At 60.6% G+C, this 12,154-nt stretch carries 11 protein-coding genes; 2 read left to right on the top strand and 9 right to left on the bottom strand.

Annotation, left to right across the window (positions count from 1 at the left end; translation table 11 throughout):
* Window positions 1–2: 2 nt before the first annotated feature.
* Genes U9R80_RS00285 through coxB form a run of 4 tightly spaced genes read right to left on the bottom strand, consistent with a single transcriptional unit; the run spans window position 3 to window position 4,267 of the window.
* Entirely contained in the window at window positions 3–890 is an 888-nt protein-coding gene (locus U9R80_RS00285) for a cytochrome c oxidase subunit 3 (protein WP_301839082.1), read from the bottom strand.
* Window positions 891–902: 12 nt separating this feature from the next.
* The gene (locus tag U9R80_RS00280) at window positions 903–1,472 is read right to left on the bottom strand and encodes a cytochrome c oxidase assembly protein (protein ID WP_301839081.1); all 570 of its coding nucleotides are present in this window, start codon (window positions 1,470–1,472) and stop codon (window positions 903–905) included.
* Between the two features lie 25 nt (window positions 1,473–1,497).
* A complete protein-coding gene (ctaD, locus tag U9R80_RS00275) occupies window positions 1,498–3,087 on the bottom strand; it encodes a cytochrome c oxidase subunit I (protein ID WP_028942626.1) in 1,590 nt (529 codons plus the stop codon).
* A 52-nt stretch (window positions 3,088–3,139) separates the two neighbouring features.
* Window positions 3,140–4,267 (bottom strand): cytochrome c oxidase subunit II, encoded by a 1,128-nt coding sequence (gene coxB / locus U9R80_RS00270; protein ID WP_301839078.1) that lies wholly within the window; start codon window positions 4,265–4,267, stop codon window positions 3,140–3,142.
* Between the two features lie 370 nt (window positions 4,268–4,637).
* Between coxB and U9R80_RS00265 the strand changes: the two genes are divergently transcribed.
* The gene (locus U9R80_RS00265; protein WP_301839077.1) at window positions 4,638–5,285 is read left to right on the top strand and encodes a hypothetical protein; all 648 of its coding nucleotides are present in this window, start codon (window positions 4,638–4,640) and stop codon (window positions 5,283–5,285) included.
* 68 nt (window positions 5,286–5,353) lie between these two features.
* Here the strand turns inward: U9R80_RS00265 and U9R80_RS00260 are convergent, their stop codons facing one another.
* The 5 genes from U9R80_RS00260 to prlC form a co-directional block, all read right to left on the bottom strand.
* The gene (locus U9R80_RS00260; RefSeq protein WP_301839075.1) at window positions 5,354–6,886 is read right to left on the bottom strand and encodes a SulP family inorganic anion transporter; all 1,533 of its coding nucleotides are present in this window, start codon (window positions 6,884–6,886) and stop codon (window positions 5,354–5,356) included.
* Between the two features lie 186 nt (window positions 6,887–7,072).
* Window positions 7,073–7,792: a carbonic anhydrase gene (locus U9R80_RS00255; protein WP_301839074.1), complete on the bottom strand. Its 720-nt coding sequence runs from the start codon at window positions 7,790–7,792 to the stop codon at window positions 7,073–7,075.
* Between the two features lie 246 nt (window positions 7,793–8,038).
* Window positions 8,039–9,100 carry a PA0069 family radical SAM protein gene (locus U9R80_RS00250; protein ID WP_301839073.1) on the bottom strand — a complete coding sequence of 354 codons (1,062 nt, stop codon included), beginning with the start codon at window positions 9,098–9,100 and terminating at the stop codon, window positions 8,039–8,041.
* A 76-nt stretch (window positions 9,101–9,176) separates the two neighbouring features.
* The gene (locus U9R80_RS00245) at window positions 9,177–9,458 is read right to left on the bottom strand and encodes a YheV family putative zinc ribbon protein (RefSeq protein ID WP_301839072.1); all 282 of its coding nucleotides are present in this window, start codon (window positions 9,456–9,458) and stop codon (window positions 9,177–9,179) included.
* Entirely contained in the window at window positions 9,455–11,506 is a 2,052-nt protein-coding gene (gene prlC / locus U9R80_RS00240) for an oligopeptidase A (RefSeq protein WP_301839071.1), read from the bottom strand. The genes U9R80_RS00245 and prlC overlap by 4 nt, the downstream gene beginning before the upstream one ends.
* Before the next feature lie 91 nt (window positions 11,507–11,597).
* Between prlC and U9R80_RS00235 the strand changes: the two genes are divergently transcribed.
* Window positions 11,598–12,146, top strand: a complete 549-nt coding sequence (locus U9R80_RS00235; protein WP_301839070.1) for a gamma carbonic anhydrase family protein — start codon at window positions 11,598–11,600, stop codon at window positions 12,144–12,146.
* The last annotated feature ends 8 nt before the right edge of the window (window positions 12,147–12,154 follow it).

The following is a 12,154-nucleotide window of genomic DNA, read 5'->3' as shown; positions in this document are numbered from 1 at the left end:
CGCTACAGCACATACACGAAGATAAACAGCCCCACCCAGACCACGTCCACGAAGTGCCAGTACCAACTGGCCGCCTCGAAACCGAAGTGTTTGTCGGCGTTGAAGTGCCCGCGCATGATCCGCATCAGCATCACGAACAGGATCAGCGTGCCCATGGTCACGTGAGCACCATGAAAACCTGTGAGCATGAAGAAGGTCGCGCCATAGATGCCTGAGCCCAGTGTCAGGCCGAGCTCGGTGTAGGCCTCGTGATACTCGTAGGCCTGCAAGATCAGGAAGGCGATCCCCAGCACGATGGTCAGTGCCAGCCAGAACTTGAGCGGCCCCCGGTGGTTCTTGCGCAGGGCGTGGTGGGCGATGGTCACCGTGACACTGGAACTGACCAGCAGAATGGTGTTGATCAGTGGCAGGTGCCAGGGGTCGATGATGTCCTTGGGGGGCGGAAAGAGTTTCGGGTCCGGCGTATTGAGTAGCGGCCAGGCGAACTCGAAATTCGGCCAGAGCATGTGCGCCACGCCTTTTGCGCCTTCCCCACCGAGCCACGGCCCGGCCAGGGTGCGCACATAGAACAGGGCACCAAAAAAGGCGATGAAGAACATCACCTCGGAGAAGATGAACCACGACATGCCCCAGCGGAACGAGCGGTCCAGTTGCGGGCTGTAGAGCCCGGCGCGGCTCTCTTTGATGACCGCGCCGAACCAGCCGAACATCATGTAGGCCAGGCACAACGCACCCAGGAAGAAAATCCATGGCCCATGAGAGTCAGGTCGTCCGGCCTTGAGGTCGTTGAACCAGGTGCCCAGGCCAAACACCGTGATGAACATGCCGATGGTGGCAATGATCGGCCACTTGCTTTGCGCCGGTACGTAATAGTGCTCATGCGAAGCCATTGAGTGTTCTCCTTATCGGGCGCCCTGTGCGTCCTGGCCCGCCAGTTGTGCAACTGGCGGGTGGCGAGCGGTGATATCGAACAACGTGTAAGCAAGCGTCAGGTGTTTCACATCCTTGGGCAGGTCGCGGTCGACGATAAAGCGCACCGGCATTTCGATACGCTCTCCCGGTTGCAGCACCTGCTGGGTAAAGCAGAAGCATTCGGTCTTGTGGAAGTACGCCGCCGCCTCGGCCGGGGTAATGCTGGGGATGGCCTGGGCGCTCATGGGTCTGTCGGTCGGGTTGCGGGCAATGAACACCATCTGATTGACCGCACCGGGATTGACGTCGATCTGGTCAGCGGTGGAATGGAACTCCCAGACCATGTCGCTGGCGTTGGTCGACATGAACTGCACTTTTACCGTGCGGTTCGGATCACTGACCTGCGTCCCCTCGTACTGTCCGCCGGTCTTGCCGTTGATACCGAAGGCCTTGCACATCACGTCGTAGATCGGCACCAGGGCAAAGCCGAAGGCAAACATCACCACGGTCAACAGCATCAGCCGCATGACCAGGCGCTTGAGCGAAGTCCCTTCACTCATGGCTCTCTCCTCCGGCGCTGGCCGTTCATTTCACTTCCGGTGGTGTCTGGAAGGTGTGATAGGGCGCCGGTGACGGCACCGACCATTCCAGGCCTTCGGCGCCATCCCAGGGTTTGGCCGGCGCAGGTTTGCCCCCGCGGATGCACTTGATCACGATGAACAGGAAGAAGATCTGCGTGGCGCCAAAGGTGAAGGCACCGATCGAGGAGACCATATTGAAATCGGCAAATTGCAGGTTGTAGTCCGGGATCCGCCGCGGCATGCCGGCCAGGCCAACAAAGTGCATCGGGAAGAACGCCAGGTTCATGCCGATGAACGACAGCCAGAAATGCAGCTTGCCCAGGGTTTCGTCATACATGTGCCCGGTCCACTTCGGCAGCCAGTAATAGGCCGAGGCGAAGATGCCGAAGATCGCACCGGGCACCAGTACATAGTGGAAGTGGGCAACCACGAAGTAGGTGTCGTGGTACTGGAAGTCCGCCGGCGCGATGGCCAGCATCAGCCCGGAGAATCCGCCGATGGTGAACAGGATGACGAAGGCGATGGCGAACAGCATCGGCGTCTCGAAGGTCAGCGAGCCCTCCCACATGGTGCTGACCCAGTTGAACACCTTCACCCCGGTGGGCACCGCGATCAGCATGGTGGCGTACATGAAGAACAACTCGCCGACCACCGGGATACCCACCACGAACATGTGGTGCGCCCAGACAATAAAGGAAAGGAAAGCAATTGCGCCGGTGGCGTAGACCATCGAGGTATAGCCGAACAGCGGTTTGCGCGAGAACGCCGGGATGATCGAGCTGACCGCGCCGAACGCCGGCAGGATCATGATGTACACCTCGGGGTGGCCGAAGAACCAGAACACGTGCTGGAACAACACCGGGTCACCGCCACCGGCGGCACTGAAGAAGCTGGTACCGAAGTGGATGTCCATCAGCATCATGGTTACCACCCCGGCCAGTACCGGCATCACGGCAATCAGCAGGAATGCAGTGATCAGCCAGGTCCAGACGAACAACGGCATCTTCATCAAGGTCATGCCCGGGGCACGCAGGTTGAGAATGGTGGCGATCACGTTGATCGCGCCCATGATCGAACTGATGCCCATCAGGTGAATGGCAAAAATGAAGAAGGTCACGCTTTCCGGCGCGTAGGTAGTCGATAGCGGCGCGTAGAAGGTCCAGCCGAAGTTCGGCCCGCCACCGGGCATGAACAAGGTCGAGACCAATAGAAGGAAGGCCGCCGGCAACAGCCAGAAACTGAAGTTGTTCATCCGTGGCAGGGCCATGTCCGGCGCCCCGATCATCAGCGGGATCATCCAGTTGGCCAGGCCGACGAAGGCCGGCATGACCGCACCGAACACCATCACCAGCCCATGCATGGTGGTCATCTGGTTGAAGAATTCCGGCTGCACGATCTGCAGGCCCGGCTGGAACAGCTCGGCGCGGATCACCATGGCGAAGGAGCCACCGAGCAGGAAGGCGATGAAGCTGAACCACAGGTACATCGTGCCGATGTCTTTATGGTTGGTGGTCAGCACCCAACGCATCAGGCCCTTGGCCGGTCCGTGGGCGTGGTCATGACCGTGGCTGTGGTCGTCGATCACTGCGCTCATGTCCTGTCTCCTGCAGTCCGGTGGCTGGTGCGGGTACACGCGTCAAGCCGGCTCATTTGCTTTCTGCCTGCTTGAGCGCCAGCACATCTTTTGGCGTGACCATGTCGCCCTTGTTGTTGCCCCAGGCGTTACGTTCGTAGGTCACTACCGCGGCGATATCCACTTCCGACAGTTGTTTGCCGAAGGCGGCCATGGCGGTGCCCGGCTTGCCATGGAAGACAATGCTCAGGTGATCTTCCTTCGGTCCGATGGCGATCTTCGAGCCCTTGAGAGCCGGGAACATCGGCGGCAAGCCCTGGCCTTCGGCCTGGTGACAGGCCACGCAAGTGGTGTGATAGACCTTGTCGCCACGCTCGACCAGCTCCTGCAGCGTCCATTCCTTGCTGGTCAGCTCCTTGAGCTTGGCGGCTTCGGCCTTGCGCTCGCCGAGCCAGGTGTCGTAGTCGGCCTTGGACTTGACCTCGACCACCACCGGCATGAAGCCGTGGTCCTTGCCGCACAGCTCGGTACATTGGCCACGATAGATGCCGGGCTTCTCGACCCGGGTCCAGGCCTCATTGACGAAGCCCGGGATGGCGTCACGCTTGACCGCGAAGGCCGGCACCCACCAGGAGTGGATGACATCGGCAGCCGTGACCAGAAAACGCACCTTGGCCCCGACCGGCAGCACCAGCGGCTGGTCGACTTCGAGCAGGTAATGCTCATCCTTGGGGGCTTTGTTGTGGATCTGGTCGGCGGGAGTGGCCAGGTTGCTGAAGAACTCGACGTCCTGGCCCAGGTATTTGTAGTGCCACTTCCACTGATAGCCGGTGACCTGGATGTCCACATCCGACTCACTGGCATCGTAGATGTCGATCAGGGTCTTGGTCGCCGGAATGGCCATGGCCACCAGGATCAGGAACGGCACCACCGTCCACATGATCTCGACCCAGGTGTGCTCGTGAAAATGCGCAGGCTGCTGGCCGGTGGAACGACGGTGGATGATCATCGACCAGAACATCGCACCAAAGACCACCAGGCCAATGATCACGCAGATCCAGAAGATGGTCATGTGCAGGTCGAACACTGCGTTGCTGACTTCAGTCGCCCCTGGCGCCATGTTCACGGTCCAGGCGGCGTTGGCCTGACCGAATACCGACCACAACAGGAGGCCCATCCAGACATGTGGATGTCGCATCATTGCGGGTTCCCCTTATCGTTCTTGTTATCCCGGAGGCGTGGACCTACGGCTAAGGGTACGGCGGCCAAGACTGCGAACTTCGACGACCGAGCCCCTGCGAACTGCAGTCGGGCCTCATCAGCGAATCACTTTCAAACCGGAGTATAGACAGCGACCTCGACCACGCAACGCGACTCAGGAAATCAAAGGCAACAGGTTGAACGTTTGCGCGCCAGCCCGCGGATTGCCTGGCGTACGGCACAATGATGGCATTTCAATATAATCGTCTGACTACAAGTGGCGTCGATTTATGCCAAATACGTCTTAGCCATTTTCAGAATAGAGCTAACTTAGTGTCTTCCGTTTGTCACGCCTTTACCCTGGAGTTGTCATGAACATCGCCGCTTTGCGCGAGCAGATTACCCGTGCCCATCAACATGAGACCGAAACCGGCCAACTGAAAGAGCAACTCGTCCAACAACTGCCACACCTGCACCCCTCGATCCAGCTACCTGAAATCGACGCACAAGGTGCATTGGCCCGCTTCGTCGGTGCTTATATCGAGCAGGTTCCAGAAATGCTGGAAGCCGCCAATTCCGTTGCCCGCGAGGCCGGAATCGAATCGCAGATCAAGCCGGTGCTGAAAATCGCCGAGCAGTACTTCCTGCAACCGCCCGCCATCACCAACACCCACCTGGGCCTGGGATGTTTGCTGGACGAAGCCTACCTGGCGCATCGCCTGGTGGAAGAAGTGAACGACCTGTACATCAAGCACTTCAATCAGCCGCTGATCCCTCTGGACACCACCGTGGCCAACCTGATCGCCCACCAGCTGATCGGTGAAGAGTTCGCCAATCAGTTGGACGAAGTGGTGCACCACTCGGTGGACGAAATGCTCAATGAAGAGAGCTTCGCACTGGAGTCGGTGGAGCAGTACCGCGAGAAGCTGAGCAGCCCGGAAACAGGCGCCGCGTGGAAGCGCTGGCCGTGCCTGTCGCGCCAACTGGGCGTAGGGCTGGAACTAGATCAGTCGGCCTGACATCAATCGCCGGCAACACCGGCTCCCACAGACCTTGTGGGAGCCGGTGTTGCCGGCGATTGCTTAGCTCAAACGCCCAAGCCGACAGTCGTGCGCACCCGCCCTTCAACCCGCCGCTTCAGTCGACGCTGTTCGATCACCAACCTTGACCCCTTGCCCGCATTGGCCCGCCCCCAATCCTCAAGCAATTCGAGGCACGAATGATCGATGTAGCTGAGATTGGCCAGCGGTACATTCAGCGTGGTACCGGGCGCAATACCTTCCAGCGCCTGAGCCAGCGCCGGAACCTTGAGAAAGGTCGCCGCACCGCTCAACCTGAGCTCCATATGCCCAGGCGTAGTGAGGCTGACTAGGCTGATCTTCAAGCGCGCCGCCTTGAGCGCCAGCTTCAGCAGCGTCAGGGCAAAGCCAAGCAGAACGCCGGTCAGCAGGTCAGTGAAGATGATCGCCAGCGCCGTCGCGGCATAGGTGAACATCGGCATCCGACCATACCGGCTCAAACCGCGAAACGCCTTGAAGTCGACCAATTTGATCCCGGTATAGACCAGCACCCCCGCCAGGCTCGCCACCGGTATTTGCTGCAGCACACTGCTGAGCACTACCACAAACGCCAGCAACCACCCCCCATGCAGAATCGCCGAAAACCGTGTGCGGGCGCCGGCCTGTACATTGGCTGAGCTGCGCACAATCACGCCGGTCATTGGCAACGCACCCAGCACCCCGCAGAGCATATTGCCAATACCCTGGGCGGAAAGTTCGCGGTCAAAATCCGAGCGTTGGCCGTTGTGCATCCGGTCCACCGCCGCCGCCGACAGCAAGGTTTCGGCACTGGCAATGAAGGCCAGGGCAAAGGCGGCAACCAACAACGTGGGATCAGCAAGATTGAGCAGGTCGGCCGGCCGCAACCAGTCGATGGCCTGGCTCAGGTCAGCTGGCACCTGCACCCGGTTCACCGGCAACGCCAGCCAGATGCTGATCGCTGTCATCAGGGCAACGCCCAAGAGGGCCCCGGGCACGAAGCGCAAGGCTTGCGGCCGCAAGCGCTCCCACCCCCACATCACGGCAATGGTACCCAGCCCCAATGCACCCGCTTGCCAGCCATTCCCTGCCGTTTCAAACGGCAGTGCCTTTTGCACCGTGGCCGGAAAACCCATCAGATTCGCCAGCCCCGAGGGCTGCGGCGCGCTATCGAACATCACGTGCACCTGGGACAGCACGATCAGCACGCCAATGCCGGCCAACATGCCATAGACCACGGCCGGCGCCGTAACCCGAAACCAGCAGCCCAGGCGCAAGCGCCCCGCCAGCAACTGCAGCAATCCGGCCAGTAGCAGGATGGGGCCCAGCATGGCCACGCCATGCTCGCGCACCAACTCGAATACCAATACCGCAAGGCCTGCCGCCGGCCCACTGACCTGCAAGGGCGAACCGGCCAGCCAGCCCACCACGATGCCGCCGATGATTCCTGTGATCAGGCCTTTGGCCGGCGGCAGGCCGGAAGCAATGGCAATGCCCATGCACAACGGCAGGGCCACCAGAAATACCACCACCGAGGCCAGCAGCTCACGCGGCAAAGCCGCTTTGACTTGTGTCTTGTTCACCGTGTCACTCCTTCTTTATCGTTTCACAGCCATTCCGATGGCCGATGGCACACCCCCTGACAGACGCGCAGGCGCAGACCGCCAGACGAGCCGGCAGGCAATCAGGGGAATTCAAGGCAGCCGATGACCAGGCCGCACCTTGCAGGTGCGGCCATCAATCAGCGTGTCGCGGGGTTTCTGGGACGCTTAGTAGCGGCCTCTGGGTGTTGCGCAGGGAATTGGCTGGCCTGCGGCCAGGGGCAGGAAGCTGTCGCTGCCGGCGTCGTACGCTTCGATCTGGCTGGTTTCGATGTCATAGATCCAGCCATGGATATACAACTGGCCAGCCGCCAGGCGCGAGGCGACGGAAGGGTGGGTGCGCAGGTGGTGCAGCTGGGCGATGACGTTTTCCTTGGTCAGCACCTGCATGCTTTCGTGCTCGCTGCCGCATGAGCAATTGTCTTCAACCACGGTGCGAGCCACTTCGGCATGGCGCAACCAGGCTTTGACCGTCGGCATCTTCTCCAGGCTATTGGGGTTGAGCACCGCGCGCATGGCGCCGCAGTCGGAGTGACCGCAGATGATGATGTGGTGTACGCCCAGTGCCAGGACGGCATATTCGATGGCGGTGGAGACGCCGCCGTTCATCTGCCCGTAGGGCGGCACGACGTTACCGACGTTACGCGTGACGAACAGATCGCCCGGCGAGCTCTGGGTGATCAGCTCAGGCACGATGCGTGAGTCGGCACAGGTGATGAACATCGCACGGGGCGTCTGCGCGGTGGCGAGCTTCTTGAACAGCTCCTGCTGTTCAGGGAAGACGTCATGGTGAAACCGCAGAAAGCCGTCGACGATATGCTTCAGGGCGGCATCGGCACTCTCGGCAGGAACTTCCGGGACAGCCTTGGATGGGTCCTTTACGGGCATGTTTCATCCTCTTTGACGGTTTAGGTTAAGTCCATTTTACCGGGTTGATGATTGGAACAGCACATGGCAATTAGATGACAAGTGCCAGCCAATAATCACTTAATTCGTTGGCTGAATTCCTACGCTACTCGGCGAAACTTAACTCAAACTGAATTCAGAGGCTCTAGAACGGGCGTTCCAGGCTATGAAACAAGTGCACCGGATAGTATCAAAAAAACATTAATGGCCAATACCCATTATTGCTTTTCACAGTAGCGACATCTGCCCACCCGGCGGACAAAACGCACTGCAATCAAGGGCATAGCCTTCGCGCCGGTTGAGCTCCAGGCGACGAATAGCCTTGCTGAAGCGTTGCGCCAGCAACTCGGCAAACACACCCTCACCGCGCATCCGTGCGCCAAAGCGACTGTCGTACAACTCGCCACCACGACTTTGGCGGATCAGGCTCAAGACATGATTGGCCCGCTGCGGGTAATGGTCCTGCAGCCATTGCTCAAACAGCGGCGCTACTTCCAGGGGCAGACGCAGCATCATATAGGCCGCACTGAGCGCGCCCGCCGCCTTGGCCGCCTCAAGCAGATGCTCAAGCTCGCTGTCGTTGATCATCGGGATCATGGGTGAGCACAGTACGCCAACAGGAATGCCTGCCTCACTCAGTACACGGATGGCCCGCAGTCGCGCCTTGGGTGCTGCGGCGCGGGGTTCAAGGGTGCGCTTGAGCTCGTCATCCAGGGTGGTGAGGCTGATCATCACGGCAACCAGCCGTTGCTGGGCCAATTCGGCCAGCAGATCTAGGTCGCGCAGGATCAGCGAACCCTTGGTGACGATGGTGACCGGGTGGCGGTAACGCAGTAGCACTTCAAGCAGGCGCCGGGTCAGTTTCTGTTCCCGTTCTATGGGCTGGTAGGGGTCGGTATTGGAGCCCAGGTTGATTGGCGCGCAGACGTACCCCGGCTTGCTCAATTGCTGTTCAAGCACCGCCGCCGCGTTGGTCTTGGCGATCAACTTGGTTTCAAAGTCCAGCCCGGGCGACAGATCCCAATAGGCATGGCTGGGCCGCGCATAGCAGTAGATGCAGCCGTGCTCACAACCACGATAAGGATTGATCGAGCGGTCGAAAGGCAGGTCGGGCGAGTTGTTGCGGGTGATGATGGTCTTGGCGGTTTCGATCCGCACTTCGGTGCCCTGGGTCAGGGGCACTTCCTGATACCAGCCATCGTCCTCGGCCACCGAACGGTTCGGGGCGAAGCGGTTATGCGGATTGCTTGTGGTACCACGCCCCCGCACCGGGCCTTGAGGTGTAGACATGAAAACGCCCCGAATACTGTTTTTATATACAGTACACGGGGCGTTTGTGCGATGCCAGTACCGCCGGGCGTCCGCCTTAGTCGGCTGGCTTCTTCAGCTTCGGATTGGGGAAGAACTGTACGGTCTGTACCTTGGCCTCGGCCGGCTTTGGCTCGACCTTGTTGACACGGGTCCCCAGTTCCTTGGGTACCGACAAGCCCTGTTCGTTGAGCGTGTCGGAGAACCCACAGGCCACGCACTCACGGTGCGGAACGCTGTCTTCGCTCCACATCATGAGTTTGTCCGGCTCGCTGCACGCCGGGCAGACGGCCCCGGCGATAAAGCGTTTTTTCGTCTTGATCACGGGCGCATCACTCATGCCGCCACTTCCTCACTCAGGCCACAATGGCGCAAGAGTGCATCGATTGAAGGCTCACGGCCACGGAAGTCGACGAACAGCAGCATCGGTTCCTGAGAGCCACCACGGGCAAGAATCGCTTCGCGGAAGGCTCGACCGGTGTCGGCGTTGAGCACACCTTCTTCTTCAAACCGCGAGAAAGCATCGGCCGAGAGCACTTCAGCCCACTTGTAGCTGTAGTAACCGGCTGCGTACCCACCGGCGAAGATATGCGCAAAGCTGTTGGGGAAGCGGTTGTACGCCGGGGGACGCATGACCGATACCTCGTCGCGGATGCCTTCAAGCACTTCCAGCACACTGCGGCCATCACCATGGCTGGCATGCAGCTCAAAGTCGAACAGCGAGAACTCCAGCTGGCGAACCATCATCAGGCCGGACTGGAAGTTCTTCGCCGCCAGCATCTTCTCCAGCAGGTCCTGAGGCAGCGGCGCACCCGTTTCGTAGTGACCGGAAATCAGCGCCAGGCCTTCAGGCTCCCAGCACCAGTTTTCCATGAACTGGCTCGGCAGCTCCACGGCATCCCAGGCCACGCCATTGATACCGGAAACACCGGCGTGCTCGATGCGGGTCAGCAGATGATGCAGACCATGACCGAACTCGTGGAACAGGGTGGTGACTTCATCGTGGGTCAGCAACGCCGGCTTGCCAGGCGCGGCCGGGGTGAAGTTGCACACCAGGTTGGCCACCGGGCTTTGCAGTTGGCCGTCTGCGGCGCGACGACGGTCGCGGGCACCGTCCATCCAGGCACCGCCACGCTTGTTGGCGCGGGCGTAAAGGTCGAAGAAGAAGCGGCCCACGTGCTGACCGTGCTCCTTGATCTCGAACAGGCGAACATCCGGGTGCCAGGTGTCGAAGCCCTTGATTTCGGCAATCTCGATCCCGTACAGGCGCTGGACGATCGCGAACAGGCCGGACAGCACCTTGTCGATCGGGAAGTAGGCGCGCAGGGTTTCCTGGGAAACGCTATAGCGCTGCTCGCGCAGTTTTTCACCGTAGAAACCGCTGTCCCAGCTTTGCAGGTCCGGGCAGCCCTGTTCGGCAGCATAGGCCTTGAGCTGGGCCAGGTCCTGCTGGGCGAACGGCTTGCTGCGCTTGGCCAGGTCTCGCAGGAAGCTCAGTACCTGATCGCTGGACTCGGCCATCTTGGTCGCCAGGCTCAGCTCGGCGTAGTTGGCATAACCGAGCAGCTTGGCCAGCTCCTGACGCAAGTCTAGGATTTCGCACATTACCGGGCCGTTGTCGAACTGGCCGGCATTGGGGCCCTGGTCGGAGGCACGGGTGCAGTAGGCGGCGTAGATTTCTTCGCGCAGGGCGCGGTCTTCGGCGTAGGTCATCACCGCGTAGTAGCTTGGGAACTCCAGGCTGATCAACCAGCCCTCAAGCCCCTTGGCTTGCGCAGCGGCGGCCATTTGCGCCTTGGCCGACTCGGTCAGGCCGGCGAGGGCGGCTTCGTCGGTGACGTGCTTGGTCCAGGCCTGGGTGGCATCGAGCAGTTGGTTGGAGAAGCGGCTGCCCAGTTCGCTGAGCTTGCTCTGCACTTCGGCATAACGCTGCTGCTGGTCGGCCGGCAGGTCGATACCCGACAGGCGGAAATCACGCAGGGCGTGTTCGAGAATAGTCTTTTGCGCCACATCGAAGCCTGCGGCTTCGGGGCTGGCGATCAGTGCCTCATAGGCCTGGAACAGCTCGCGGTTCTGGCCCATTTCGGTGGCGTAGGCGCTCAATGCCGGCAGGCAGGCCTCATAGGCCTCGCGCAGTTCGGCGCTGTTGCACACGGCATTGAGGTGGCTGACCGGGCTCCAGGCGGCGCCCAGGCGGTCGTTGAGTTCGTCCATGGCCAGGATCAGGCCGGCCCAGCTTGGCTGCTGGCCCTGGGTCTTGAGAATCTGGGCAATAGCGGTACGGTTGTCGGCCAGGATCTGTTCAATCGCCGGCTGCACATGCTCGGCACGGATTGCCGAGAAGGGCGGCAAGTCATAAGACTGCAGAAGCGGGTTGGTCGCACTCACGGTTAAACACCTTGGCAGAAGAAACACCGGACCATCTTAATTACAATCGACGCCGACCGCAGCCCTATCAATACCAAAGAGACTTCCTATCATGGCCATCCGCAGCTTCCAGAACCACACACCCCGCCTGGGCGAACGCGCCTTCGTCGACCGCAGCGCGGTGGTGCTGGGTGATGTCGAGATCGGTGCTGACAGCTCGGTGTGGCCACTGACCGTGATCCGCGGCGATATGCACCGTATCCGCATCGGTGCGCGTACCAGCGTGCAGGACGGCAGCGTGCTGCACATCACCCATGCCGGACCGTTCAACCCCGATGGTTTCCCCCTGCTGATCGGTGACGAGGTAACCATTGGTCACAAAGTCATGCTGCATGGCTGCACGCTGGGCAACCGTATACTGGTCGGCATGGGCAGCACCATCATGGACGGCGCCGTGGTCGAAGACGATGTGATCATTGGCGCCGGTAGCCTGGTGCCGCCGGGCAAACGTCTGGAAAGCGGTTTTCTGTACGTCGGCAGCCCGGTCAAACAGGCCCGCGCCCTGACCGAAAAGGAACGCGCCTTCTTCCCTTACAGCGCGAGCAACTACGTCAAACTCAAGGACCAGCACCTGGCCGAAGGCTACCACCTGCCTGAGTAAACCTGCCT

It is taken from the genome of Pseudomonas sp. JQ170C, assembly GCF_035581345.1.
Classification (GTDB): Bacteria; Pseudomonadota; Gammaproteobacteria; order Pseudomonadales; family Pseudomonadaceae; genus Aquipseudomonas.
The sequence above is the reverse complement of the archived record's forward strand: the minus strand, read 5'-3'. Positions and strand labels throughout refer to the sequence as shown.

What these genes read in the sequence shown, in the direction of transcription:
- coxB (WP_301839078.1), bottom strand. Translation starts at nt 4,267, where the DNA reads ATGATGCGACATCCACATGTCTGGATGGGCCTCCTGTTGTGGTCGGTA.
- U9R80_RS00235 (WP_301839070.1), top strand. Translation starts at nt 11,598, where the DNA reads ATGGCCATCCGCAGCTTCCAGAACCACACACCCCGCCTGGGCGAACGC.
- U9R80_RS00280 (WP_301839081.1), bottom strand. Translation starts at nt 1,472, where the DNA reads ATGAGTGAAGGGACTTCGCTCAAGCGCCTGGTCATGCGGCTGATGCTG.
- U9R80_RS00265 (WP_301839077.1), top strand. Translation starts at nt 4,638, where the DNA reads ATGAACATCGCCGCTTTGCGCGAGCAGATTACCCGTGCCCATCAACAT.
- U9R80_RS00285 (WP_301839082.1), bottom strand. Translation starts at nt 890, where the DNA reads ATGGCTTCGCATGAGCACTATTACGTACCGGCGCAAAGCAAGTGGCCG.
- ctaD (WP_028942626.1), bottom strand. Translation starts at nt 3,087, where the DNA reads ATGAGCGCAGTGATCGACGACCACAGCCACGGTCATGACCACGCCCAC.
- U9R80_RS00255 (WP_301839074.1), bottom strand. Translation starts at nt 7,792, where the DNA reads ATGCCCGTAAAGGACCCATCCAAGGCTGTCCCGGAAGTTCCTGCCGAG.
- U9R80_RS00250 (WP_301839073.1), bottom strand. Translation starts at nt 9,100, where the DNA reads ATGTCTACACCTCAAGGCCCGGTGCGGGGGCGTGGTACCACAAGCAAT.
- U9R80_RS00245 (WP_301839072.1), bottom strand. Translation starts at nt 9,458, where the DNA reads ATGAGTGATGCGCCCGTGATCAAGACGAAAAAACGCTTTATCGCCGGG.